We start from the raw sequence: 25,199 nt of genomic DNA on the forward strand, positions 1-25,199 counted from the left end.
ACGTAGAGCTGGGTGAGCCGCTTGGCCTCCCGGATCCGGCGGATGGTTGCCCCATCGATGGCCACGATGGGGGTCGGCGTCCTGTCGCTGTGTTCGGCAAGGTTATCCATAGGCTGCTATTGTAACAGGTTTTGCGCCGGCAAAGAACCCCATGGCGCGAAGGTCCCCTCACGGAACACTGGCGGCGATCCCGCCCCGGCTCGCACAGCGTCGAACTCACCTGCAAAGGAGCGTGACCATGAGATTCATTCCAGCAACTGCGGCTCTCCTCACCATCCTGGCGGGCACTGCCGGCGCCATCGACAGGATCACCTATCCGACCCGGATCGGTGCCGTGGTATTTCCCCACAAAAAGCACCAGGACGCCCTGGGCGAATGCCGCGGCTGCCACGAAAAGGGGCCGGGCAGGATCGACGGATTCGACAAGGTCATGGCCCACGGCAAGGGGTGCAAAGGATGTCACGAAGAGATGAGGATGGGGCCGACCCGTTGCGGCGATTGCCACAAGGGTGGCTTAACTCCCTGATTCCACTGACACGTCATGCCCGCCGCAAACCCGACATCGGGTGACACGGCGATAGATGTCGATGGCGGACAGCGGGGCCAACCTCCTACACTGGGACCATGCGATTTCGCACACACACCCGAAAGGAGAATCACCATGAAAAGACTGATCGCATCCCTGGCCCTCACCCTCTTCGCCGCCGGCGCCGCCCTGGCCGCCGACACCATGACCTTCACCGCCAAGAACGGCAACGTCACCTTTGACCACAAGAAACACCAGACGATCATCCCCGACTGTACCGTATGCCACGGCAAGACGCCGGGCAAGATCGAGGGGTTCGGCAAGGAAATGGCGCACGGCAAATCCTGCAAGGGCTGTCACGAGGAAATGAAGAAGGGCCCCACCAAGTGCGGCGAGTGCCACAAGAAGTAATCCGGCACCGGCATACCCCGGCATGCACGAAAAAAGGGCGGAGCGATCCGCCCTTTTTTCGTGCGAATCCCCTTGCCCCCGCCTCCCCCGCTCCGGTATCCTCAGGGCAATGAAACGTTACTTTTCGGAACAGGCCATCCTCGACCTGCGCGCGGCCATCACCGACGCCGGGGACAACGAGGTCTTCTTTCTGGGGCGCACGGACGAGAACCTCCTCGTTGTGGAGGTGGAGCCCCTTGCCCGGGGCAACCGGGATGCCGTGGCCGCCATCATGATCGCCACCAGCTTCGGCGACGTGGTGATCCACAACCACCCCTCCGGTGTTCTCACCCCCTCCCAGGCCGACGTGGAGATCGCCTCGCTCCTGGGAAACCAGGGGGTGGGCTTCTCCATTATCGACAACCGGGCCGAGAACTGCTACCAAGTGGTTCCCCCCTTTGCCCGGCGGGAAACCCAAAGGCTGTCGTTCCCGGAGATCGAGCGGATCTTCGCGCCGGCCGGTGTCCTCGCCGACAACCTCCCCGGCTACGAGTACCGGGACGAGCAGCTCAGGATGGCGTTCCGCGTCACCGAGGCGTTCAACGACGACCGGGTGGCGGTCATCGAGGCGGGTACGGGTACGGGCAAGTCGCTGGCCTACCTGGTCCCCGCCGTTCTCTGGGCCATCCGCAACCAGGAGCGGGTGGTGGTTTCCACCAACACCATCAACCTTCAGGAACAACTGACCCGCAAGGACATCCCCTTTCTCCAACAACACGCGGGCATCTCTTTCAGGGCCGTGCTCGTGAAGGGACGCTCCAACTACCTCTGCCGCCGCAAACTGGCCGCCGTCAAGGCCGAGCCGTCGCTCTTCGCCGACGACCCCGCCGCCGGCGAGTTGGAGGCCATCATGGCCTGGAGCGAGACCACCGGGGAAGGATGCCGGAGTGATCTCTCCTTCATTCCCAAGGAAGAGGCGTGGGAGGAGGTGGCCTGCGAGGCTGATCAGTGCAACCGGGTCCGCTGCCCCTTCTATGCCCGCTGTTTCTTTTACTCCGCCCGTCGTCAAGCGGCCAGTGCCGATGTCCTGGTGGTCAACCACTCGCTCCTCATGGCCGATCTGGCCCTGCGCCAGGAGGCCGGCTACCGCTCCACCGCCATCCTCCCCCCTTTCGAACGGCTCATCGTGGACGAGGGGCACCATTTGGAGGACGTGGCCACGGGCCACCTGTCGGCCCAGGTCTCCCGCACGGGACTGCTGAAACTCCTGGGAAGGCTCCAGAACCCGCGCAAGCCCCAACGCGGACTCCTGCCCCAGTTTTCGGCAGGGCTTGCCCGGGAAATGCCCGAAACCCTCGACGAACTCTACCGGGACCTGGCCGAGCGGATCGACGGCACCCTCATTCCCCGCCGTCAGCAGTTGGCCGACGGCGTCACCCGTGCCATGGACGCCATCGGCATCGCCCTCGTGGGACACCTGTCGGAACGGGGGGGCACGACGGGCGAGCGGAAACTGCGGGTGACGCCGTCGCTCTTCGGCTCCCGGCTCTGGCGGGTGGTGGACGACGAGGTGCGGGAACTGGCCGCGGACCTGAACGACTACGTGCGGGAGTTGAAAGGGGTTCTCACGGCCTGCGTGCGTCTTCCGGAGGAGATACGGGAAAAGCTTGCCGGGCTCCTCATCGACCTGCGGGGAATCACCGGCAGGCTCGAAGCGGTGGCCGGTGACCTGATCTTCTTCATCGGCCGCGAGGGCGAGGTCTGCCGCTGGTTCGAGGTGAAACGGGGGAAAAGCGGCATGGTCGTGCGGCTCTGCTCATCCCCCCTGGAGGTGGCGGCAGCCCTCAAGCGAACCCTGTTCGACGCCTTCCGGACCGTGATCGTCACCTCCGCCACCCTGGCGGTGGGAGAGCGGTTCGACTATCTTGCCGGCCGGACAGGCATCGCCCTCCTGAAACAGGACCGGGTCACCGGACTCCTCCTGGCCTCCCCCTTCGATTACGAGCACCAGGCCTTCGTGGGCATCCCCGCCGACATCCCGGAACCCGCCTCGCGCGGCTTCCAGGAGGCCCTGGAGCTGGCCCTTCACCAGGGGCTGGCCATCTCGGAGGGGCACGCCTTTGTCCTCTTCACCTCCTACGATCTGTTGGCAAAACTTTTCGGCAGGATGGCCGAGGCATTGAAGCGGCGGGGACTCACCCCCCTGCGCCAGGGAGAGGTCAACCGGCACCACCTCCTGGCCCGGTTCAGGCAGGAGCCCAACGCCGTGCTCTTCGGCACCGACTCCTTCTGGGAGGGAGTTGACGTCCAGGGGAAGGCCCTGGAACTGGTGGCGCTCACACGGCTCCCCTTCAGGGTTCCCACGGAACCGATCCTGGAGGCCCGGGCCGAGCACATTGCCGCCGGCGGAGGCGACCCCTTCATGGAGTACACGGTTCCCCAGGCGGTCATCAAGTTCAAGCAGGGATTCGGACGACTGATCAGAAGCAGGGAAGACCGGGGCGCGGTCCTCATCCTCGACAGCCGGGTCCTGACGAAAAACTACGGCGGGCACTTCCTCCGGTCGCTGCCCCCCGTGCGGCTGGTGACCGGCTCTTCGGCGGAGGTCTTCGGAGCCATGGCTGAGTTCTTCGCGGCCCCGCCACCGCCGTAACGCAGGAGTTCGCCTTAGCTCTTGGCGCGCATGAGCCGCTTGGCCACCGAGTTGAAGCACTGGAAGTAGGCCAGATAGGAAAGGAGAAAGACGGCGAGGATGGAGAACTGGATCTGGGGGGCGCCGGGAGCCCTCAGGATGAACGTGAAGAAAAAAATGATCAGCGCCCCCTTGAGGATGTCGCTGAATACCCTCTTGCGTCGCAGGGCCTGCATCTCGTCGGCGGCAAGCCCCGTGGCGGCCGATGCCACCTCGCGCTCCGCATCCGAAGCCGCGAGTTTGTACACGGGATAAAAGAGGATCAGTTGGAGCACCACGACCCTGATGACACTGTTCATGAAAACCTGGGACGGGACCTTGCCGAGAAGCACCGAGGAGGTGCCGACAAGGAGAATCAAGAGAAACGCCTGGACAAACACGTGAATAATCGTCAGCCTGCGCAGTCGTGTAAAATCAAACACCTGTGCCATGACAACTCCTTGATGTGAAGTAATCGCCGTTGTCGGCAAGTGGCATACACCTTATCAAATAAAATATCGTTTTACAACTTTGTTGAGCAGGTTGAGGACAGGAAGGGTATCAGGAGACGCGGCGGGTGGCCGGGGATACCCGTCCACGTGGTACGACACTGCATGCCCCAGGTGGCGCTGGCTTTTCCCTCGGGTCTGTGCTAATAGGTCGGAGAAACACATGAATACGCATTCCACACCATCATGACAGAGGGAGGACACATGACTTCAAGGACGTTACTGGTGGGCGCGCTCCTCGTTGCCTTGGCTGCAGGGGTGTCCCGGGCGGAGGAAATCAACCCCGTGGTGGGGAAGGCGGGCGAGTTCACCCTGCGGGAGGCGGACCTGGATCGGCTCATCGATGCCCTGCCGGCCGAAGCGCAGCAGCAGCTCCGAAAAAATCCGGAGCAACGGGCGCTTCTGACCAGGGAAATCCTGCAGACCCGGGCTGTTGCCATGATAGCCAGGAAAGAGGGCTTCGACCGCAAGCCCGAGGTGAGGGAACGGCTCGGCTACTTTGTGGACGATTTCCTGGCCCGCGAATACCTGACCAAGGTCGTCATTGCAGGCGTGAAGGTGTCCGATGCAGAACTGCGAGCCTACTACCAGGAGCATGCCAAGGACTTTGTCATGCCTGAGCAGGCCATGGTCCGGCACATCTTCATTGGAATCGCCGACGCTGCCGACAGCCAGGCCAAGGCGGCGGCCAGGACAAAGGCAGAAGGGGTACTCGAACGGCTGAACAAGGGAGAAGACTTTGCCGCCGTGGCCGCAGAGGCATCCGAGGACACCGAGTCGGCAAAAGAAGGGGGCCTGCTCGGCGCCATCACTCCCGGACAAACCAATTCCGAGGAATTCGAGAAGGCGGTGTTCGCCCTCAAGGCCGGCGAGGTGAGTAGCCTGGTTGAGAGCTCCTTCGGCTATCACATCGTCAAGGTGGATGAACGGAAGGAGAAAAGGACCCTCCCCTTCGACGAGGTAAAGGAAACCCTGCGCACCAGGCTGCAGGATGAGGCTGAGCAGAACAGGCTGCGGGAATTTATTGACGGGGCTGCTAAACAGGCGGGAGTGGAACTGCCCGTAACCGGGGAGAAACAGCCAGGCGGGGAGAAGTAGCCACCGGCGGGTGAAGGCAGGCAGGATAGCCCGGCTGCCTGGTTTCAGGCCATGGGCAATGCAGCACGCCCGTTACCGCGGGCAAAAAAACGGCGCGTTGCCTGGGCAACGCGCCGTTTCTCCTTTGCGGGAAGACGTGAATCACCGTCTCTTCTTCATACCGCAGTCGATGGTCGCCACAACCCGGCGGTTCTTGTACCGCCCTTCCTCGGTGGCATTGTCGGCGATCGGCTTTGACTCACCGAAGCCCTTGGCCGAAAGGCGCTTGGCGTTGATGCCGAGTTTGTCGACCAGATACTTCATGACCGCCTTGGCGCGCCGCTCCGAAAGCTTCTGGTTGTAGGCATCGCTCCCGACGCTGTCGGTGTGCCCTTCAATGACGGCGGTCGCCTCGGGGTACTCCTTCAGGAAGTCGGCGGCCTTCTTGATCTCGTCATGGTACTGGGGCTTAACCACGGCCTTGTCGGTGTCGAACTGAACGCCGAGAGTGATACAGACGCGCTCGGGGCATCCTTTGGCGTCGACCGCCAAGTCCCTGGGCGTATCGGGGCACTTGTCCAGATAGTCATAGACGCCGTCGCCGTCAGTATCGAGAGGGCAACCGACGCTGTCCACCTTCACGCCGGCAGGGGTGTCGGGGCACTTGTCAAGGTAATCGTAGACGCCGTCCTTGTCCGTGTCGAGGGGGCAACCAACGCTGTCCACCTTCACGCCTGCGGGGGTATCGGGGCACTTGTCAAGGTCATCAATGACCCCGTCGCCGTCCGTGTCCTTGGGCGCAGGGGGCGGGGGAGGCGGTACCATCTCTTTCTTGGGCGCCGGGGCCGGAGGCGGCGGCTCAACGGCCTTGGGCGGTTCGGGAATCGCTGCGACCTTGGCCGGGGCGGGACGCTCGCCCCCGAAGAAGTAGCTGAGTCCAAGCGTGTATTCGAAGTTGTGGTTTTCGGGGCCAAGCATGTAGATGTGCCGCACGTCGCCACGGAATGCGAAACTGTCGGTCACGAAGTATTTGAGGCCACCGCCGTAGTTCACATACTGCTCATGCTCGTCGCTCACCCCTTCTGGATGGTCTATGGTGGAAGCGCCGCCGCCTACGGCGAGGAACGGCACCAGGGCGCTGTCGGGCATGAAGTTATAGAGGACGTCGAGACCGTAACGGTAGGCGTCCACGTCATTTCCCTGCCCCCTGCTCTGCTTGGTGGGAACATAGCCGAAGAGCAGTTCGGCGGCCCAGTTCTTGTCCAGGTTGTAGCCGCCTCTAAGGCCGAAAGTCGGACGGGTTTTCAGGTGCTGTGCGCCGTCAAACGTGTAGCCGCCCACAAAGGGAGAGATGTACCCTGCTCCGCTCCTGTTTTCGGCGAGTCCTGGCGCGGCCGTGACGGCTATTGCGGCCAGGGCAAGCAGTCCGGGCACGATTCGTTGCTTCATTGATGACCTCCTTTGGGTAGTAGATGCCGCGTCGCGGTTCAGGCCCGCGTCGGAACGCCGCGGGCCTGAACCTTACGGTACGCTGCTCATGACATGGGGATGTGACTCTGCTCATTGATTGGGCACAATTATACGCCACGATGAATCGATGTCAACCGACAGGTGGCTGTTGACGACTTTTCCCTGTAACGGAATGGACTCACGGGAAAATGGTGGAGTCGAAATCGCTGCCGTGTTACGGTCAGGTAACATATAGGGGAGACTACTGTGCACACTGAATCCAAACCGCTCCAGCTACCTGTTTTCAGGGCAATCCTCGCCAGCATGGGCGAAGGGATCATCTTCGCCGACGCCGACGACAGAATCCGCTACATCAACGCGGCTGCCGAAGAAATCCGGGGGATCATCGCCGCCAACTATCTGGGGCGCAGCATCGTTTCCATTCACTCACCCGCGTCCGAAAGGCGCATCCGCCGCCTCATCGCCGGGCTGAAGGGTGGTGCCATCCCCTTTTCCACCCGCGTGATCCACGTCAGGGGAAAAATCTTCGAAAACAGCTACTACCCCATCAGAAACGAGACCGGGACCTACGAGGGCACCCTCCTCATCTCGCGGGACATCACCGAGAAGGAGCGCCTCAAGGAAGAAAATATCTCTTTAAGGGAGCAGGTGCGGGCCGATTTCTCCTGCGGCGGCATGATCGGAAAAAGTCACGCCATGGAACCGGTGTTCCACATGATCAGGGCCACGGCAGCCCTCGACTCCACGATTCTCATCTCCGGCGAGAGCGGTACGGGCAAGGAGCTGGTGGCCTGCGCCATCCACCAGATGAGCCCGCGTCACAAGAACTCCTTCGTCAAGGTGAACTGTGCCGCTCTGCCTGAGACGCTCCTGGAGTCGGAGCTCTTCGGCCATGAGCGGGGTGCGTTCACGGGAGCGGTGCGGGAACGCAAGGGGAAATTCGAACAGGCTCACCGGGGAACCATTTTTCTCGACGAAATCGGCGAAATGCCCCTGGCCGCCCAGGCGAAGCTGTTGCGGGTAATCCAGGGAAAGACCCTGGAGCGGATCGGCGGCAACCGCGAGATCGCCGTGGATGTGCGGATCATTGCCGCCACCAACAAGGATCTGCGCAGGGAAGTCGAGCGTGGCACCTTCCGGGAAGACCTCTTTTACCGCCTCAATGTCATCCCGGTCCATCTGCCGCCGCTGCGGGAACGCCGCGAAGACATCCTCCCCCTGGCCGAGCACTTTCTGGCCGTCTATGCCGAACGGATGTGCAAGCCTGTCCGAGCCATCGATCCTGAGGCCCGCAAGGCGCTCCTGAACTACGACTATCCCGGGAACGTCCGGGAGTTGGAGAATGCCCTTGAGCGGGGCGTTGCCCTGTCGCTGGGCGAGACGGTTACTCTGGCCGATCTGGCCCCCTACTTCATCACAGCTGCACCTGCGGCGCCGACACGCCCCGCTTCGGCGGCGACCCTTTCCCGGGCAGTATCCGACGCCGAGCAGGAGGCCATCCGCGAAGCACTGCGGGCAACCGGCAACCGCAAAGGAGTGGCGGCACAGCTCCTCGGCATCTCCCGCAAGACCCTCTGGGAAAAACTGAAACAGATGGGCCCCACGTAACGCTTTCGATACACACGTTACCCTTACGTAACACTTTACCAGTTCTCGAAGCACACTCTCTCACCACAGCACTCTCTCGCCCATCAGTAATTTCGGCTAATTAGCCGATATTTCACTTTTGAGTTATGGTTGGTACGCAACCTGCTCATCCGCTGGCAGACGATTTTTTCCGGACGCACAACTGCCCACAACGCAGTACATGCCTCTCCACGCGTTGCACATCCTTGAATGTTTGCTAATTTTATAGACAGCTCTTCAGCATGAAGATCCAACGCAGCGCGTCAGCACCTGAGATGCCCATGAAATAAGCAAAGGCGGAACAATGGAAGTACGCCGGTTTCTGTCCCGATTCTTGCCAGGGTACCGGAACGCGGCGCGAACAGCCGGGGCGGCTGCTCCCGTGTGCCGGCCGCCGCGGTTCAGGGAGACTGCGTCGGGCTTCTGCGGCGGCTGCACCGCCTGCCGGGATGTCTGCCCTTCGGCCATAATCGTGCGGGATTCCGGCCTGCAGGGACCGTACCTCGACTTTTCCCAGGGACGCTGCACCCTTTGCTACCTCTGCGCCGGGGCGTGCCCCAAGGGCGTTCTGACGATGCCAAACGAGGGGGAACGCACGCTGATCGGCAGGGCGCGACTGATCCGTGACCGCTGCTTGGTACGCGAAGGGTGTTCCATCTGCATTGAGCGCTGTCCCGAGGGAGCGCTTACCCTCATCTTCGGCAGGACCATACGGGTGAGCAAACGGAGATGTACCGGCTGTGGCGGCTGCAGGCACGCCTGCCCGGCAAAGCCGAAAGCGATGAGCATCGAGCCGTTGAACGGCAGGCCATAACCAACACGAAAGGAGAAGAGAACGTATGTGGAAGAAACGACTGGCTGTACTGGCGGTTGCCGCGGGAGCGGCCGTTGTCCTGTCGATCCCGGTGCTCTCCACGGCGGCAAAGGGCAAACCTGCCGCCACGGGGGCCAAAGGAGACGGACGGGAGGCATGCTACGGCTGTCACGAGGAGGTCAAAGCTCTCAAGGAAGGATCAAAGCACGCCCGTCTTTCCTGCGAGTCCTGCCACGACAACCTCAAGGAGCACCTGGCCAACTATGAGAACAAGCCGGGTACCAACCTGGATCCGGCCAAGTGCGGCTCGTGCCACAAAAACGAATACGACAGCTTCTTCACGGTCAATTACGAGGCCCAGCCCCGCAAGGAAAAGGGGATCCCCACCGGTCGTTCTCCCATGCAGGACAAACTCCTGGCGGGCCACGGCTTCACCTTCGAGCACAACGAACCCCGGGGGCACGCCTTCATGGTGGTGGACCAGTTCATCGTCGACCGCTTCCAGGGAGGACGCTTCCAGTACAAGAAAGGCGCCTGGGGCATGGATGCCACCGGCAAGACGTGGGATATCCTGACCGACACCGGCGCAAAGCTCCCGGAAACCGCCATGGCCGGAAACCCCACCTGCATTCAGTGCAAGACATCCGATCACATCCTCACCTGGAAGTTCATGGGTGACAAGGACCCCAAGGCCAAGTGGGACCGGAGCTCCGACATCGTTGCCGTGGCCAAGGACACCCAGAATCCGGTGGGATGCATCCACTGCCACGATCCCCACGGCACCCAGCCCCGTGTGGTGCGTGACGGCCTGATCCAGGCCATTGAAAAGGATCCGTCCGACAACATTTTTGCCAAGAATGGCAAGACCGACCTCAAGATCGTTTCATTCCGCGACGGCTTCCGCAAGATCGGCGTCATGGAGAAGACCGATTCGCGGCTCATGTGCGCCCAGTGCCATGTCGAGTACAACTGTAACGCGGGCTTCCAATGGTCCGATGGCCAGAAGGTGGGTTACGACGACCAGCGCACCAACCACTTTCCACTCAAGAACGCAAAGGACCTCCTCGCACACTACAAGAAGCTCGATTTCTACGATTTCAAGCACGCGATCACGGGGGCACGCCTCGTGAAGCTGCAGCACCCGGAAGCCGAAACCTATGCAGGCAGCGTTCATGACCGGGCCGGCGTCGGCTGCGCCGACTGCCACATGCCGCGCATGAAGGGCAAGGACGGCAAGACGTTTAAATCCCACGGTGTGATTCGTCCTGCCCACCATGTGAAAGAAGCCTGCCTCGGCTGCCACCCCAAGAGCACCGTGGAGCAGAAGTCCTACCAGATCGAAGGAACCCGTAACTACATCCGCGGCAAGATGCGCAAGGCAGAATACTGGCTCGGTCAATTGATCGATACCTACGCCGCTGCAAAGCGGATGGGAATCGGCGAAGATGTCCTTGCGAAAGCGCGGGAGAAGCATGAGGAAGCCCATGTACTGTGGGAATACTGGACTGCTGAAAACAGTGATGGTTTCCATAATCCCGAACTGGCCCGCGACAGCCTGACCTCCTCCATTGCGGCATCCAAGGCAGGGGTGAAGCTCCTGAACGATGCCATGGAACCCAAGAAGTAACCCTTTCCTTCCTGCTCCTCGTCAGAAAGCCCGGGCTGCTCGCGAAGCCCGGGCTTTCTGACGAGAAAGGTCATCCGTCCCATGCATCGCAGCAACATCGTTTCATACAGTTATCTGATCCTCGCCCTTCTCATGGCAGTGACTGGCCTCTCCCTCTGGTTCAACCTCCACCTGGCATCCGAGCACTATGAAGAGCTCGCGGCACAAATGGGGCGTTCCATCCTGCGCACGATCATCGCCACCCGGCAGTGGAATGCAGAGCATGGCGGTTTCTTCCTGCCCATATCCGACGCGATTCGTCCCAACCCCTACCTGATGAAAGACCCACAGCGCGACGTGGAGACCACGGACGGCCTGAAACTGACCAGGATCAACCCGGCCTACATGACCCGGCTCCTGGGGGAAGAACTGCGCAGGATTCAGGATGTGTCGGTCCATATTACCAGCAGCGACCCCATGAATCCGGCAAACCGCACTGACGAGTGGGAAGAGCACGCCCTGCTCGGCTTCGCGGGAGGAAAAGCCGAGACCTGGTCAGTGGAGCGTGGCCGTAACGGTAAGGTTTTCAGGCTCATGGCATCCCTCAAGTCGGATGCGGCCTGCTTCCGTTGCCATGAGATGACGGAGCACCACCGCCCCGGCTCAATTCTGGGAGGAATCAGCGTCTCGTTCCCCTATACTCCGTTCGGGCAGACTCTGGCAGTGGTGCGGGCCCAGATCGTTCTCATCCATTCTCTCTTTTTTGTCCTGACCACGGCCGTTCTCGTTTTTTTCAGCCGGGTGAACGGCGAGCTCAAGCGCGAGGTTGCCGAACGAAGCCAGGCCGAAGAGCACGCCCGGCGGGTCAATGCCGAACTGGAACAGCGGGTCGCAGAGCGTACCGCGGAGTTGGAGGAGGCGAATCGCGAGCTCGAAACCTTCAGCTACTCGGTCTCCCATGATCTGCGCACCCCCCTTACCTCCATCTACGGGTTCGGCAGGATCCTGCTGGACGACTACGGTGCGCGACTCGACGACACGGGACGTAGCTATGTGGAACGGATTCTGACGGCTGGCAAGCGGATGAACCGGCTCATCGAATCGTTGCTCGGCCTCGCCCGACTCGGGCGGGAAGAAATCCGACGCGAGCCGGTTGATCTTTCTCATATGGCCTTGATGGTCATTGAGGAATTCCGGTTTCGTCTCCCTGAACGGAACGTGACGGTGGCTATTGCGGATGGTGTCGTAGTGAATGGCGACCGGAGGTTGATGAGGGTGGTGATCGAAAACCTGGTGGGCAATGCCTGGAAGTATACGGGAGACAAAGAGACGGCCGTGATCGAGTTCGGGCGGTGCGAGCTCGGAGGAGAGACGGCCCACTATATCCGCGACAATGGGGCCGGATTCGACATGTCACGCGCCCATCGGCTCTTCATCCCCTTTGAGCGGCTCCATTCCGCCAGCGAGTTCGAAGGAAGCGGCATCGGCCTCGCCACGGTCCGCCGCATCATTGAGCGTCATGGAGGAAAGGTCTGGGCGGAAGCCAAGGTCGGGGAAGGGGCGACATTTTATTTTACTGTGCCGTAAGCACGGCCAAGTCTCCTTCGATTGCTACGAGCCGCCTTGGTAAAGGCCGATTCTGACCCGCCACGGCTCTACACAGGTCCATTGGTTCCCAGTTGCCCAAGGTTGCAGGCTCTGCCAACGGCTGCCTGCGCTGCTACAAGTCTCCAGTCAACTCCTGGAGCAGGTAGAGCTTTGGATTGACATCGCGGACACAGGCAATGAGGTCCCGGAGTCGTGCCTCGTCGACTCTTTCCTCCAGATCGCCTCCCTGGAACCATGGGTATCCCTTGGGAAGGGACGTGTAGACGCCCTCGCGCAGTAGCGAAACATCGACCAGGTCGTTGACTCGCCCTGTTGCTTCCCACGGATCGCGGTAGTTGAACTGCCGCGCCACGATGTGTAGCCCCATGCCATTGGGGAAGATGGCCCTGACTTCGAAGGAAAAGTCCCGGGGCGCACTGTAGCTTTCCGTCCTTCCCGAGCGTGCCATGACTTCAGCCCCAGCCTCTTCCAGCAGTTCTCTGACCGACTCTGTAGTCATCGGCTTGAGTTCTTCCACGGTCATACCTCCAGCCTCAATTCTGCCCCCCAGGGAACGGGTTTCTCCCCTTCACGCGTCAGCACCCACAGGGTAGGGAACTCCATGTGCGCGGGGGCGGGTCCGGCCCCGTCGGTCAAGTAGATGATCGCTGCGGGGCGGGGAATCATGGCCCGTGCATGCTCAAAGACAGGGCGAAGATCCGTGAATCCACCGCCGTGGTAGACCTCGGTCACGCCCAGCGCTCCCCTGAAGCTCTCCATCCGCTGAATCCGACTGTTGGCATACAGAACCGTTATCTCTGCATCGCGTCCGCGGGAGATCCGGACCAACTCCCGGGCAAATGCCTCCCGGAGCTCCACGGCGTCGGTGGATTCGCTCACATCGATCCCGACCAGCAGATTCAACCGCCGCCGTTTGCGGATGCCGGGCGTCATGTGGGCGAAGCGGCGGTGCTCCTTCAGCCAGCTCGCTTCACGACCGATGCGACCAGCAGCCGCAACGAACTGCCGCAGCACCTGCTGCCACGCAATCGGAGAGGGTGCAAGCATTCCCTCTATCACATGACGGATATCAGCAGGCACGTCACCATCGGCCTGTCGCCAAGCCTCCCGTACCATGCCGCGCACCACCTCCTCGGCAAGTCGAAACGGGGTCGAGTCCGCCTCCTCCCAGGCACCGTGGTCGTCAACCGTAGTGGCGTTCAGGTCGCGGTCACACCCCTCCCCAGTGGCACCGCCTTCATCCTTGCGTGCCCGCCCCGCGCCCTGCCCCTCCAAGCTTCCGGCATCGAACGGGTTGGAGAGCAGGTTGTAATAATCTTCGGCAGCCAGGCCATCGTCAACGGAGAAATGAACTGGAAGCGGCGCATCGGCGGGCAGGTGTTCAATGGACGGGTTGATGGCCAGATCGCAGGCCACATCCCAATCATGGCTATTGCGCCCTTTTCGTCGCACCATGTGAAGGTGAATCACGTGTTTGACGCAATGCTCGAGCAGGCCTTCCCTGGCAGCAGGAGACTCGGCGTCGAATCGCTGAGGATCCACCACCAAGACGAGGACACCATCCCGAAAGGTTATCCCCAGGGGGAAGGAACCGGGACGCTGCTCACGACGCACTGCCAGGAGGAATTGACCATAAAAGGGACGGCGCTTCAGCAAACGCACAATGGTATTTTCGAGTTCCCGATGGCCGGACGGTTCAGTTGACAGCATGGACCGTCACCCAGGTGATGAACGAGTAGCGCGCGAGCTTTCCGATCCCGACCAGCAGCGCGAACCGGCCGAATCCGACTCCCAGGGCACCTCCCACCAAACAGAGAGGATCTCCGAGTATTGGCAGCCATGACAAGAGAAGCGACCAGGAACCATACCGGCGATAGAACTGCTCTGCCCTGCGTTCGGAGTCCTCCGATATTCGAAGAACCCGCCGCACCAAGTATACACCTCCCCACATGCCGATGGCCCAAGTCGTACAGGCGCCGAGGATGTTACCGGCTGTGGCAGTGGCTGTAACGGCCAATGGGCTGTAATCCTGAGTCAGAAGAACGACAAGTAGCCACTCGGAGCCGACAGGGATAAGGGTTGAGGCAAGAAAACTAACCACGAAAAGGGCAATCAGGCCGTGAGCGGCAAGCTGTTGTTCCATGATAGAACAGTAGCGGATGGCAGCGAACGATGTCAACGGCTATCCATTCCCACCCAAGGCTGCCACCATCCGGAGTGATCCGTACTGAGGGGGTTCAACCCGGCAGTTCACGTTTCCTGCCGGGTTGAATGAGGGCTATCAGAGTATGGCACGCACTGCGGCGATGACCGCTGCGTAGTCAGGCTCGGAGGTGACCTCCGGCACATGCTGAAGGTAACGGACAACCCCGCCGCCATCCAGCACGAACACCGAGCGGGACAAGAGCATCAACTCCTTGATAAGGACCCCGTAGGCGAGCCCGAACGAGCGGTCCCGGTAATCGGAAAGGGTAACCACGCGGTCAATGCCCGCGGCACCACACCAGCGCTTCTGGGCAAACGGCAAATCAAGGCTGATGGTAAGGACCACGACATTGGCCGGCAACGATGCAGCCTCCTGGTTGAAACGCCGCGTCTCCGCATCGCAGACCGGCGTATCGAGCGAAGGCACGCTACTGATGATTTTGATAGCCCCGGCGTAATCTTTGAGGGACTTCGCCGCGAGTGACGTATCTACCACGTTGAACTCCGGCGCCTGATCCCCGACCTTGAGCTGGGGCCCCAACAATGTCATGGGATTGCCCTTGAATGTGATTATGCCTGATCGTTCCTCCATGGGTCTCCTCCTTGTGGCTGATATGGTATTAATTCTAACAGACTCGAACGAAAAAAGCCCCTACACAGAGGGGCTTTTTTCACGAACTCATTCTGCCGGCTAAAGCAAGACAGCTTTTTGGGCGAGCTCTAGAAGATACGAAGGAACCACACCAGGAACGAGGACACCCACCACAGCAATCAGTATGCAGAGCATAACGGCAGGGGAAAGAGTCATCCAATCGAACTCCTCGGTCGGATTCTTCATGTACATGTAGACCATCACCCTGAGGTAGTAGTAGACGGACGCGGCGCTGTTCAGTACGCCAATAATGGCGAGCCAGATGTATCCGGCCTTGATGGCTCCCGAGAAGAGATAAAACTTGCCGATGAATCCTGCCGTGGGGGGCATGCCCGCCAGGGAAAACAGAAAGATCGACATGGCCAGCGCCAAAACCGGATGTTTCGTGGCAAATCCGGCATAGTCCGCGACATTGTTGTTTTCCTCGCCCTTCTTGCCCACAAGGATGATAATGGCGAAGGCTCCGATGTTCATGAATGCATAAGACAGCATGTAGAACATAATGCCAGCGGATCCTTCTGCGTTTCCGGCGGTGAAACCGACGAGCGCATAGCCGGCATGGGCAATGGACGAGTAGGCGAGCATCCTTTTGATATTGTCCTGATTGAGAGCAATCAGGTTACCGACGGTCATGGTGAGTACTGCAAGGATCCACAACAGGTCGGACCAGTCCGCCTTGAGTGAGGGAAACGCGATGATCAGAACCCGCATGAATGCAGCGAAACCGGCTGCTTTGGGGCCTGCGGACATAAAGGCGGTCATCGGTGTCGGAGCGCCTTCATAGACATCAGGAGTCCACATATGGAAGGGCGCGGCGGCGATCTTGAACGCGAAACCGGACGCCATGAGGAGCATGCCTATGTAGAACATGGGAGATTGAGCCACCATGCCGTTGAACGCAACGAATTCTGCAATCTTAGGGATCTTGGTCGTCCCTGTTGCCCCATAGGTCAATGCCATGCCATAGAGAAGAAAGCCTGTCGAGAATGCACCGAGAAGAAAGTACTTGAGTCCTGCCTCATTCGACTTGAGATTGGCGCGATTAAATCCTGCAAGGACATACAGTGAGACTGACAGCACTTCAAGACCGAGGAATACCGTCATGAGATCCGTTCCGGACGCCATGAGCATCATTCCCATGGTCGCGAAAAGGATCAATGGATAAAGCTCCCCCTGATTGCACCCTTCGCGCTTCATGTAGTGGTCGGAGATCAGTACCGTCAACCCGGCCGATAGCAGGAATATCCCCTTGAAGAAGAGAGCGAAATTGTCCTGCACGACGGAGCCGCTGAACGCGTCAAGGGACACTCCCCATCCCCCGATGGTTGCTACGCCGGCCGCGATAATGCCTACAAGGCTCAGGTATCCCAGATAGGCCTTTTGCTCGCTCGGCACAAACACATTCACGAGGAGCAACGCCATGCCGAAGATCGCAAGTATGACCTCGGGCATGATGGGGGCGAGGTTAATGACTGGGAGTACGATTGTTTCCATCTAATATCCCTCCGGTGGCTATTCTGAGACGGATTTACTTATGTTCTGCAGGCACAACAGCAGCAGGCATGGCCTGCGGCGCGGCAGGTGCGGGCATGGCCTGCGCAACAGCGCCTTGCTGTTTAGTCTTCACATGAACAACGAGCTTTTCAAGCGACGGACTCATCTTCTCGATGAAGGGGGTGGGATAAACACCCATCACAAAGATCAGAACGAGCAGCGGCAGCATGATCCCGACTTCCCGCGCATTCAGGTCACACAGGGTCTGATTCTTGGGATTCGACAGCTCGCCGAACATAACGCGCTGGAACATCCAGAGCATGTAGACGGCAGCAAGGATGACTCCGCTTGTACCGATCACTGCATACCAACGCAACTCACTTTCAAACGCACCGAGGAGAACAAGGAATTCGCCCACGAAGCCGTTCGTACCGGGAAGGCCTATCGAGGAGAGCGTGACGATCATGAATATCGTCGCGAACACGGGCATTTGCTTGGCGAGTCCCCCGAAATCCGTAATCAGTCGAGTATGGCGGCGCTCATAGATAAAACCGACGATAAGGAACAGTGCTCCAGTAGAAACCCCGTGGTTGAGCATTTGCAGCATTCCACCGGAAAGCCCCTGCAGATTCAGTGCGAACACTCCCAGCATCACGTAGCCCAAGTGAGCAACGGATGAGTACGCCACAAGTTTCTTGACGTCTTCTTGAACCATTGCGACGAGGGCGGCGTACACGATGCCAATGACCGAAAGCGTGGCAATGAGAGGAGTGAATTTATCGGTTGCATCGGGGAAAAGCGGTATTGCGAAGCGAACGAAACCGTACGTTCCCATCTTCAGGAGCACTGCGGCCAGAATAACCGAGCCGGCCGTCGGAGCTTCGGTGTGAGCATCCGGAAGCCACGTGTGAAGAGGGAACATGGGAACTTTAATGGCAAATGCCAAGGCAAAGGCCAAGAACATCCAGACCTGTGTTGCCGGATCCAGAGTTGCTTCATAGAATCTGAGTACATTGAAATCACCAGCCCCTGCCTTGAAATAGAGCGTGACCAGAGCGACCAGCATGAGCAGAGAGCCAACCATTGTGTAGATGAAGAACTTGACTGCAGCATAAATTTTGTTTTTACCGCCCCAGATCCCGATGATGAAGTACATCGGAATCAGCATCACTTCCCAGAAGATGTAGAACAGGAAGAGATCAAGCGATACAAAGGCTCCAAGCATCCCCACTTCAAGCAGCAAGAGACAGATCATATACTCCTTGACCTTCTCTTCCACCGCAGTCCACGTCGAAAGGATGGCGATCGGCATGATAAACGTCGTAAGGATTACGAGCCAGAGACTGATACCATCGATTGCAACGTGATAGTTCATCTGGAACGGACCAGCTGCTATCCACGGCATTTTCTCCACGAACTGAAAGTCGGCGTTACTCTGGAAACCAGTAACCAGAGGTATCGACACGACAAAGGTCACCAGAGAAACCAGCAAGGCAAGCATCCTGTGCACCGAGTGGCTCTGCTTGGGAACGAAGAAGAGCAGTACGACCCCCAGAAGTGGAAGAAAGGTCATCACGCTGATTAACGGAAACTGGCTCATGAACTCTGCTCCTTTAGTCCTAGTAATGCTTTGTTAGCGGAAGAGGTAAAACGCCACGATCACCACCACGCCAACAGCCATGGAGAAGGCATAGTTGTGCACGTAACCGGTCTGGGTGTTCCGGAGAACGCTCCCGAATCCTTTCACAACAGCGGCAACTCCATTGACCATACCATCGACGACTACAACGTCGAATCCTTTCCAGAGGAAATTGCCAAGAGCCTTGCATGGATTAACGAAGAGGAAATCATAGAGCTCATCCACATACCACTTATTGTACACAGCCCTGTGGAGCGCCGGGAAAGTGGATGTAAACTTTGCTGGAAGTGACGGCGACATCACATAGAGGACATAGGCAATAGATATACCGACCAGTGCAATGAGTACCGACACTCCCATGATTCCGAACTCAAAGGCATGACTGTAGTGTGCTTCCCCGTGCCCCTGCAGTTGTTGCTGCATGAACTCATGGGATCCGAGGAAGACAGGCTCCAGGTAGTGCTCAAGGTAGTTGGGCAGCATGCCCAGAATCTTGGGCATTCCGACATAGCCGCCGACCACGGCGAGTATGCCGAGGACAATCAGGGGGAAGGTTATGACAAAGGGAGACTCATGAAGGTGATCCTTGGCCTTCGGGTTAATCCTGCACTCGCCAGTAAACGTCATGAACACCAAGCGGAACATGTAGAATGCGGTAAATCCTGCGGCAATGATGCCCGTACCCCACAGAAGCACATTGAGACTACCGTGCAACGGGTTGGCAAAGGCAGCCCAGAGAATCTCGTCCTTTGAAAAGAATCCGGAGAAGCCAGGTATGCCTGAAATGGCGATGGTGGAAACAAGAAAAGTCAGGAAGGTGATTGGCATGGCCTTGCGCAGGCCCCCCATGTTACGCATGTCTTGCGGATCGTCGTGGGAGTGCGCATGGTGGAGCGCATGATGCATTGCGTGAATGACCGAGCCGGAACCGAGGAACAGACAAGCCTTGAAGAATGCATGAGTCATGAGATGGAAGATACCGGCAGTGAACGCACCGACACCCATGGCAAGGAACATGAAACCAAGCTGCGAGACGGTGGAGTATGCCAGAACCCGCTTGATGTCATTTTGGGCTGTACCGATGGTGGCGGCGAAAATGGCGGTAGCCGCACCGATTACCGCAACAATCATCATGGTTTCGTGCGATCTGATATACACGAAATTCAAGCGGCCGATCATGTACACACCTGCAGTAACCATGGTCGCCGCATGGATGAGGGCAGATACGGGAGTGGGACCCTCCATGGCGTCGGGAAGCCATGTATAGAGCGGAATCTGAGCCGATTTACCCGTGGCTCCCAGGAAGAAGCAGAGCGCGATGACCGTAACTATCCCACCTACGGGAAGCAAATGAGCATTGGCGGATAGTTCACGGAAGTTGATGGTCCAAATATTATGGTTCTGGCCAAGGTACCAGAACAGCGCAAATGTACCGAGAAGGAAGCCAAAGTCGCCGACCCGGTTCATGACGAATGCTTTCTTACCGGCGTCGCCAGCTGATTTTTTATGAAAGTAGTAACCGATGAGCAGGTAGGAACAGAGACCGACGCCTTCCCAACCAACGAACATCAGGAGCAGGTTGCTGCCGAGAACCAGCAACAGCATGGAGAACGTAAAGAGATTCAGGTAGGTAAAGTACCGATAAAACCCTTCTTCGCCGTGCATGTAGCCTATTGAGTAAACGTGAATCAGGAAACCGACACCGGTTACCACCATGATCATCAGGGTCGAGAGCGGGTCGATGAGGAAACCAATGTCCGTCTTAAATGTGCCGGCAGCGATCCATGTGAAGAGGGATTTCTCAAAGAACCTCTCCTCCACGGGGAGGGAGAGCAACTGAATGAGAATTCCGCACGACACGAGAAATGAACAGAACACCATCAGTGCGCCAATGCCACCGATTACCTTCTCGTTCTTGATTGATTTCCCGAATAGGCCATTAATAATGACACCGATCAGGGGAAACAGGGGTATCAGCCATACGTACTCGAACATTCCTGACTCCTTTTATAGCGAGAAATTCAGAATTCTTATATCTGCTCTCTCGGCTACAGCTTCATGAGCTTGATATCTTCCACGTCAATGGACTCGCGGTTCTTGTAGAACGCGATCATGAGCGCCAGACCTACGGCAGCTTCAGCCGCTGCTACAGCCATGACAAAGAAGACAAAAACTTGTCCATCAACATTGCCGAGATGCCTGGAGAGCGCAATAAATGTCAGATTCACTGCATTCAGCATCATTTCGACACACATAAATACGACTATTGCGTTGCGCCTGATGAGAACGCCAATGGTGCCGATCGAAAACAGTATTGCGCTTACTATCAGGTAGCTGTGCAAGGAAACCATGTGCTTCACCCCTGTCGATTAAATTTTTTTCTTGGTCAGAATAACGGCACCAATTATGGCAACAAGCAACAGAATGGATGTCACCTCAAATGGCAACAGAAAGTCAGTGTAGAGCGCCTTGCCAATGATTTCGGTGTGTCCAATCCGATGGATCAGTTCGGGGCTGATATCACCCTTGTTGCCGGTGAGGGAGCTCCGATTGAGGACATAAAACAGTTGGACAAGTGTAAAAATGCCGACCAGCGAGCCAAGGAGCACGGTGTGCGAAGTACGTCTCCCGGCCTCAGTACGCACGTTGAGGAGCATTATGACGAACACGATTAGCACCATAATGGCTCCCGCGTAGACGATCACTTGAATGGCCGCCATGAACGGAGCGTCAAGCATCACGTAGAAGGTGGCAAGACAGAAGAACGTCAGGATAAGGGAGAGCGCGCTGTTGATCGGGTTCTTGCAGGTGATGACCAGTATGCTGGCCAGTACAGCAACCGCTGCCACGATCGTGAAGAAGAACGTTTCCATTGCTGCTCCTTTATTTCTTTTCTAAGAGTCTCTCTTTGACAAAGATGAAGTCTTCACGCTTATAGTTTGCAAGCTCGAACTGGCCCGTCATCTTCAGAGCGTCTACAGGGCAGGCTTCAACGCAGTAGCCACAAAAGATGCACCTGAGCATGTCGATTTCATAACGCTCAGCATACTTGTCATGATTTGCATCTTCGCCAGCCTCAACCGTGATGCACTTTGCCGGGCATACTGTGGGACAAAGATAGCACGCCACGCATTTTGCTTTGTCGTGCGATACCTTAAGTGCATGAAGGCCGCGAAAGTTGGGGGATGGAGTCGGCCGCTCATCAGGATACTGAAGCGTTACCGGCTTCATGAACATATGCTTTAACGTGATTTTGAGTCCATTAATTAACGGCATTATCATGGCTGTGACCTCGTAGTGGAGTTACGATTGGAGCGACACTACTATACCCGTGACAATAATGTTCACCAGGGTAAGCGGGAGGAAAACTTTCCATCCCAAACGCATCAGTTGATCATACCGGTAGCGCGGATAGGTCGCCCGAATCCACATGCAGACAAAAATCAGGAAGTATACCTTAGCGATGAACCAGACCCAACCAGGAAGGAAGGCCGGACCATGCCATCCACCGAGGAAAAGAGTGGTGGTCACAGCACAAACGGTCACCATGTTCGCGTATTCTGCCATGAAGAACATGGCGTACTTCATACTCGAATATTCGGTACAATAGCCTGAAACCAGCTCTGTTTCCGCTTCGGGCAGGTCGAACGGCGTCCGGTTTATTTCAGCGAGCGAGCATATGAAGAAGAGAATGAAGGCGAGCGGTTGTTTAAAACAGTACCATGCTCCATTGGCCTGGTCGGCTACGATCTTTTGAAGCGAAAGTGATTCCGAAAGCATGAAGACGGATATGATCGCCAAGCCGGCAGCCAGTTCATAGGAGATCATCTGGGCCGAGGCTCTCAACCCACCGAGGAGCGAGTACTTACTGTTCGAAGACCACCCTGCCAGAACGATCCCGTAGACACCCATTGAAGCCAGTGCCAGGATATAGAGCACGCCGACGTTCATGTCCACAACCTGCCCTGAGGCAGTATCATAGTAGCCGGCAATCTGCAGGGGGATCTTGTATCCAGCCACTTCAATCGTTTCGCCGAACGGGATGACTGCATACCCAATAAAGGCCGGCACAAGTGAAATGATCGGCGCAATCAAAAATGCAAACTTGTCTGATTGGCTGGGGACAATCTCTTCCTTGAAGAAGAGCTTCAGGCCGTCAGCAATCGGCTGAAGAAGCCCATGCCAGCCAGTTCGCATTGGTCCAAGCCGCACCTGCATGTGGCCGATGATCTTTCGCTCTGCGTAGGTTGCATAAGCAACGGTGAGCAGGACGAACACGAATACCACAAGGACCTTTGCTACCATGGAGACGTAGTAGATCATTGGCAGTCCGAACAGTTCGTATCCCATGTGTTCCTCTTCCTCTTCTGTCTTTTGTTAGGAAACTGGTGACTATTACTTGCTTATTTACTGATAGAAACCCACGTAATAGCCGTGGCGTCCGTCACCGAATTGATCGATGATTCTGCAAAATGGTACGGTGCGAACACTACGCCTTGCGGCAAACGCGTGCTGACCTTAGTCTTGAGGCGGAGCTCCCCGGTTGCTGACTTTACGGTCACTGTCTCCCCTTCGGAAACAGAGAGTTTCGCGGCGTCGTCCTTGTTAAGCTCCAGATATCCTTCCGGACAGACCAGCATCGGCCCTTCGCCGTAAAGCGATAGTGTGCCGGAGTGATTCAGGGCACTTCCCGTCAGGAGTGCGAACTTCCCTGCCTCGGTTGCCGTCGTACCGGCAACAACCGGCACAAAGGACGCGGCGCACTTGTTGACTCTGACGGCCCCCGCATCACCCAATCCTTCAAGGGTTAGCTCTGTGTAGCCTGGTGTTGTAGCAGCGAGATCAACGAATGCCGCCTTCTGGTTGGCATAGGCTGGCTGCCCAGTCAACCGTGCGTGGAGCTCATTCAGAATGTCAAAATCACTGCGGCTGTCACCAAGAGGAGTGATCGCTCTATTAACACGCTGAACGGCTCCACCGAGGCTTGTGAATGTACCTTCTTTTTCCGCAAAGGAGCATGCGGGAAGGACCACATCCGCTTTTGCTGCGGTTTCGGTAAGGAACAGGTCTTGAACGACAAGGAAGTCAACCGCATCCAAGGCAGCCTCAACCTGTTTCCGGTTGGGGTAGGAAACTACCGGGTTCTCTCCTACCACATACAGCGTCTTGACATTACCGGCCGCGCACCCGGTCAGAATTGCCTGGGCGTCCAGCCCGTTGGTGGTCGGATGAATCCCGAGATCCGCTGCGCCCTGGCTATTGTTCTTTTCGCCCATGATCAGCACACCGCACCCTTCCTTCCCTATTCGGCCCGTAAGAAGTGCGAGATTAATGAGTGCCTGGGCGAGGTCCTTGCCATGCCCGGAGTACCCCATTCCAAGGGGAAGCATGATCAGAGCCTTGCCGGCTGCTGCGTACTCACGCGCCACCGCCTTGATGGTGTCCGCAGTAACTCCGCACTGGGAAGCTGCTTGCTCAGCAGTGCAGTTCTCAATGCTCTTGAGCCAAGCGTCAAACCCTTTGATGGCTCCGACGCCGGAGGCGTCGTGAAGACCTTCATCGACAATCGTCTTGGCGAGTGCGTTGACGAGCGCCAGTTCTGCACCGGGTGCGTGGACGTAGGTCTGGGCGCCGGGAAGTCGAGAGAGCTTGCCCTTCTTGTCCGAAAGAATCCGGAGCGCTGTGCCTTGGCGCTTGACAGCAAGGTTAATCTCAAAACCGATGACAGGGTGCGTTTCGTACGCATCGGTCTTGATGACCAGGAGCAATTCGCTCTTTTGTATGTCAGCAATGACTGACGGTGAACCGGGAAATCCAAGACTTTCCTTGGCGCCGGCCGTGAGAGCCGCATGTGCGTATCCCCCGGAATGGTCAATGCTGTCGCTCCCGACAACATCCTTGATGACCCGCTTCAGAAGGTAAAGTTCTTCGTTGGTGAGGCGCGGGGTTACTAACGTGGCTGCAGCCTCTTTAGAGGTCTTGAGTCGGTCGGTGACCAAACTGAGCGCCTCATCCCAATTGGCAGGCTGCAATGTGCCGCCCTTTCTGATAAGCGGCGTGGTCAGACGCTTTGAACTGTTAACAAACTGATACCCCCACCGTCCGCGGGTACAGAGTTGACCATTGTGAAAACCCTGGTTTTCATCATAGATGGTGGTCAGAACCTTGTTGTCCTTGACCCCAAGCGTCAATTGACATCCAGTCCCACAGTAGGAGCAGACCGTCTTCACCTTGTTAAGTGCCCACCAGCGAGCCTTGAACTTAAACGGACGACTGATCAGCGCGCCAACGGGACAAACTGAGACACAAGAACCGCAGAACTCACAGTTGAGCGGACCATCAAATTCAGTGCCGATCTTTGCTTCAATACCGCGACTGATAAAGGAATATGCTCCGAACGACACGATTTCGTCGCAGATCCGCGCGCATTTGCCGCAATGTACGCAACGATTCATGTCCCGCTCGATAAGCGGGTTCACATAGTCAATCTGCCAATTAAATTTCTCATCAGTGAAGCGGTTGGTATCTACGCCATATTCATAGGTTAGATTCTGAAGATCGCAGTCCCCTGCGGCGTCGCAGACAGGGCAGTCGATGGGGTGCTTGAGCAGGAGCAGTTCAAGGACCATTTTCCGGGCCTTGACGATTTCATCGGTCATAGTCCGGACTATCATTCCCTCAGTTACGGGTGTAGTACAGGCCGGGATCTGACGACCCTTCATCTGCTCGACTTCGACCAGACACATCCGGCACCCGCCGAAGGGGTGCAGCTTCTTGTCGTGGCAGAGTATGGGAATTCTGATTCCTGCCTGCTTGGCGGCATCAAATATGGTAGCGTCTTTAGGTACCGTTACCTGCTTGTCATCGATTGTAAGAGTTACCATCTCGACCTCTGTCTCCCTCGGATGTATG

General features: G+C 57.7%; 22 protein-coding genes. 8 read left to right on the forward strand and 14 right to left on the reverse strand.

Annotation, left to right across the window (positions count from 1 at the left end; all coding sequences use genetic code 11):
- Positions 1–238 precede the first annotated feature (238 nt).
- From AC6CDK_RS07290 to AC6CDK_RS07300, 3 genes are all read left to right on the forward strand, one after another.
- Positions 239–526, forward strand: coding sequence for a cytochrome c3 family protein (locus AC6CDK_RS07290; RefSeq protein WP_192904957.1), 288 nt, complete (start codon positions 239–241; stop codon positions 524–526).
- Positions 527–661: 135 nt separating this feature from the next.
- Entirely contained in the window at positions 662–937 is a 276-nt protein-coding gene (locus tag AC6CDK_RS07295; RefSeq protein ID WP_192904958.1) for a cytochrome c7, read from the forward strand.
- Between the two features lie 109 nt (positions 938–1,046).
- Positions 1,047–3,569, forward strand: a complete 2,523-nt coding sequence (locus tag AC6CDK_RS07300; protein WP_192904959.1) for a helicase C-terminal domain-containing protein — start codon at positions 1,047–1,049, stop codon at positions 3,567–3,569.
- Positions 3,570–3,583: 14 nt separating this feature from the next.
- On the opposite strand, the gene AC6CDK_RS07305 is transcribed toward AC6CDK_RS07300, so the two are convergent.
- On the reverse strand, positions 3,584–4,039 hold the full coding sequence (locus AC6CDK_RS07305; RefSeq protein ID WP_192904960.1) for a hypothetical protein: 456 nt from the start codon (positions 4,037–4,039) through the stop codon (positions 3,584–3,586).
- Between the two features lie 261 nt (positions 4,040–4,300).
- On the opposite strand from AC6CDK_RS07305, the gene AC6CDK_RS07310 reads away from it, so the two are divergent.
- A complete protein-coding gene (locus tag AC6CDK_RS07310) occupies positions 4,301–5,194 on the forward strand; it encodes a peptidyl-prolyl cis-trans isomerase (protein WP_192904961.1) in 894 nt (297 codons plus the stop codon).
- A 141-nt stretch (positions 5,195–5,335) separates the two neighbouring features.
- On the opposite strand, the gene AC6CDK_RS07315 is transcribed toward AC6CDK_RS07310, so the two are convergent.
- The gene (locus AC6CDK_RS07315; RefSeq protein WP_192904962.1) at positions 5,336–6,622 is read right to left on the reverse strand and encodes an OmpA family protein; all 1,287 of its coding nucleotides are present in this window, start codon (positions 6,620–6,622) and stop codon (positions 5,336–5,338) included.
- Between the two features lie 267 nt (positions 6,623–6,889).
- On the opposite strand from AC6CDK_RS07315, the gene AC6CDK_RS07320 reads away from it, so the two are divergent.
- From AC6CDK_RS07320 to AC6CDK_RS07335, 4 genes are all read left to right on the forward strand, one after another.
- A complete protein-coding gene (locus AC6CDK_RS07320) occupies positions 6,890–8,251 on the forward strand; it encodes a sigma-54 interaction domain-containing protein (RefSeq protein ID WP_192904963.1) in 1,362 nt (453 codons plus the stop codon).
- Between the two features lie 400 nt (positions 8,252–8,651).
- On the forward strand, positions 8,652–9,083 hold the full coding sequence (locus AC6CDK_RS07325; RefSeq protein WP_318842681.1) for a 4Fe-4S dicluster domain-containing protein: 432 nt from the start codon (positions 8,652–8,654) through the stop codon (positions 9,081–9,083).
- A 25-nt stretch (positions 9,084–9,108) separates the two neighbouring features.
- Positions 9,109–10,710 carry an ammonia-forming cytochrome c nitrite reductase subunit c552 gene (locus AC6CDK_RS07330; RefSeq protein WP_192904965.1) on the forward strand — a complete coding sequence of 534 codons (1,602 nt, stop codon included), beginning with the start codon at positions 9,109–9,111 and terminating at the stop codon, positions 10,708–10,710.
- Positions 10,711–10,791: 81 nt separating this feature from the next.
- A complete protein-coding gene (locus AC6CDK_RS07335; RefSeq protein WP_192904966.1) occupies positions 10,792–12,276 on the forward strand; it encodes a sensor histidine kinase in 1,485 nt (494 codons plus the stop codon).
- A 133-nt stretch (positions 12,277–12,409) separates the two neighbouring features.
- On the opposite strand, the gene AC6CDK_RS07340 is transcribed toward AC6CDK_RS07335, so the two are convergent.
- From AC6CDK_RS07340 to AC6CDK_RS07395, 12 genes are all read right to left on the reverse strand, one after another.
- Positions 12,410–12,814, reverse strand: a complete 405-nt coding sequence (locus AC6CDK_RS07340) for a hypothetical protein (protein WP_039647918.1) — start codon at positions 12,812–12,814, stop codon at positions 12,410–12,412.
- 2 nt (positions 12,815–12,816) lie between these two features.
- Positions 12,817–14,007, reverse strand: a complete 1,191-nt coding sequence (locus AC6CDK_RS07345) for a vWA domain-containing protein (RefSeq protein ID WP_192904967.1) — start codon at positions 14,005–14,007, stop codon at positions 12,817–12,819.
- On the reverse strand, positions 13,994–14,440 hold the full coding sequence (locus AC6CDK_RS07350; protein WP_192904968.1) for a YqaA family protein: 447 nt from the start codon (positions 14,438–14,440) through the stop codon (positions 13,994–13,996). Before AC6CDK_RS07350 ends, AC6CDK_RS07345 begins: the two co-directional genes overlap by 14 nt.
- A gap of 138 nt (positions 14,441–14,578) precedes the next feature.
- Positions 14,579–15,094 carry a thiol peroxidase gene (tpx, locus tag AC6CDK_RS07355; protein ID WP_192904969.1) on the reverse strand — a complete coding sequence of 172 codons (516 nt, stop codon included), beginning with the start codon at positions 15,092–15,094 and terminating at the stop codon, positions 14,579–14,581.
- 99 nt (positions 15,095–15,193) lie between these two features.
- A complete protein-coding gene (locus tag AC6CDK_RS07360) occupies positions 15,194–16,648 on the reverse strand; it encodes an NADH-quinone oxidoreductase subunit N (protein ID WP_039647912.1) in 1,455 nt (484 codons plus the stop codon).
- A gap of 34 nt (positions 16,649–16,682) precedes the next feature.
- A complete protein-coding gene (locus tag AC6CDK_RS07365) occupies positions 16,683–18,248 on the reverse strand; it encodes an NADH-quinone oxidoreductase subunit M (RefSeq protein ID WP_039647910.1) in 1,566 nt (521 codons plus the stop codon).
- Between the two features lie 33 nt (positions 18,249–18,281).
- The gene (gene nuoL, locus AC6CDK_RS07370; RefSeq protein WP_192904970.1) at positions 18,282–20,282 is read right to left on the reverse strand and encodes an NADH-quinone oxidoreductase subunit L; all 2,001 of its coding nucleotides are present in this window, start codon (positions 20,280–20,282) and stop codon (positions 18,282–18,284) included.
- Positions 20,283–20,335: 53 nt separating this feature from the next.
- Positions 20,336–20,638 (reverse strand): NADH-quinone oxidoreductase subunit NuoK, encoded by a 303-nt coding sequence (nuoK, locus tag AC6CDK_RS07375; protein ID WP_039647906.1) that lies wholly within the window; start codon positions 20,636–20,638, stop codon positions 20,336–20,338.
- A gap of 18 nt (positions 20,639–20,656) precedes the next feature.
- Positions 20,657–21,160, reverse strand: coding sequence for an NADH-quinone oxidoreductase subunit J (locus AC6CDK_RS07380; RefSeq protein WP_039647903.1), 504 nt, complete (start codon positions 21,158–21,160; stop codon positions 20,657–20,659).
- A 10-nt stretch (positions 21,161–21,170) separates the two neighbouring features.
- Positions 21,171–21,569 carry an NADH-quinone oxidoreductase subunit NuoI gene (gene nuoI, locus AC6CDK_RS07385; RefSeq protein WP_039647902.1) on the reverse strand — a complete coding sequence of 133 codons (399 nt, stop codon included), beginning with the start codon at positions 21,567–21,569 and terminating at the stop codon, positions 21,171–21,173.
- 21 nt (positions 21,570–21,590) lie between these two features.
- Entirely contained in the window at positions 21,591–22,637 is a 1,047-nt protein-coding gene (gene nuoH / locus AC6CDK_RS07390) for an NADH-quinone oxidoreductase subunit NuoH (protein WP_039647900.1), read from the reverse strand.
- A 53-nt stretch (positions 22,638–22,690) separates the two neighbouring features.
- Positions 22,691–25,171, reverse strand: a complete 2,481-nt coding sequence (locus AC6CDK_RS07395) for a molybdopterin-dependent oxidoreductase (protein WP_066356824.1) — start codon at positions 25,169–25,171, stop codon at positions 22,691–22,693.
- Positions 25,172–25,199: the final 28 nt, after the last annotated feature.

This window comes from Geobacter sp. PheSNFMC, from assembly GCF_059620965.1.

Coding starts and splice junctions, on each gene's coding strand:
- AC6CDK_RS07290 (WP_192904957.1), top strand. CDS start 239: ATGAGATTCATTCCAGCAACTGCGGCTCTCCTCACCATCCTGGCGGGC.
- AC6CDK_RS07295 (WP_192904958.1), top strand. CDS start 662: ATGAAAAGACTGATCGCATCCCTGGCCCTCACCCTCTTCGCCGCCGGC.
- AC6CDK_RS07300 (WP_192904959.1), top strand. CDS start 1,047: ATGAAACGTTACTTTTCGGAACAGGCCATCCTCGACCTGCGCGCGGCC.
- AC6CDK_RS07305 (WP_192904960.1), bottom strand. CDS start 4,039: ATGGCACAGGTGTTTGATTTTACACGACTGCGCAGGCTGACGATTATT.
- AC6CDK_RS07310 (WP_192904961.1), top strand. CDS start 4,301: ATGACTTCAAGGACGTTACTGGTGGGCGCGCTCCTCGTTGCCTTGGCT.
- AC6CDK_RS07315 (WP_192904962.1), bottom strand. CDS start 6,622: ATGAAGCAACGAATCGTGCCCGGACTGCTTGCCCTGGCCGCAATAGCC.
- AC6CDK_RS07330 (WP_192904965.1), top strand. CDS start 9,109: ATGTGGAAGAAACGACTGGCTGTACTGGCGGTTGCCGCGGGAGCGGCC.
- AC6CDK_RS07335 (WP_192904966.1), top strand. CDS start 10,792: ATGCATCGCAGCAACATCGTTTCATACAGTTATCTGATCCTCGCCCTT.
- AC6CDK_RS07345 (WP_192904967.1), bottom strand. CDS start 14,007: ATGCTGTCAACTGAACCGTCCGGCCATCGGGAACTCGAAAATACCATT.
- AC6CDK_RS07350 (WP_192904968.1), bottom strand. CDS start 14,440: ATGGAACAACAGCTTGCCGCTCACGGCCTGATTGCCCTTTTCGTGGTT.
- tpx (WP_192904969.1), bottom strand. CDS start 15,094: ATGGAGGAACGATCAGGCATAATCACATTCAAGGGCAATCCCATGACA.
- AC6CDK_RS07360 (WP_039647912.1), bottom strand. CDS start 16,648: ATGGAAACAATCGTACTCCCAGTCATTAACCTCGCCCCCATCATGCCC.
- AC6CDK_RS07365 (WP_039647910.1), bottom strand. CDS start 18,248: ATGAGCCAGTTTCCGTTAATCAGCGTGATGACCTTTCTTCCACTTCTG.
- nuoL (WP_192904970.1), bottom strand. CDS start 20,282: ATGTTCGAGTACGTATGGCTGATACCCCTGTTTCCCCTGATCGGTGTC.
- nuoK (WP_039647906.1), bottom strand. CDS start 20,638: ATGGTTTCCTTGCACAGCTACCTGATAGTAAGCGCAATACTGTTTTCG.
- AC6CDK_RS07380 (WP_039647903.1), bottom strand. CDS start 21,160: ATGGAAACGTTCTTCTTCACGATCGTGGCAGCGGTTGCTGTACTGGCC.
- nuoI (WP_039647902.1), bottom strand. CDS start 21,569: ATGATAATGCCGTTAATTAATGGACTCAAAATCACGTTAAAGCATATG.
- nuoH (WP_039647900.1), bottom strand. CDS start 22,637: ATGGGATACGAACTGTTCGGACTGCCAATGATCTACTACGTCTCCATG.
- AC6CDK_RS07395 (WP_066356824.1), bottom strand. CDS start 25,171: ATGGTAACTCTTACAATCGATGACAAGCAGGTAACGGTACCTAAAGAC.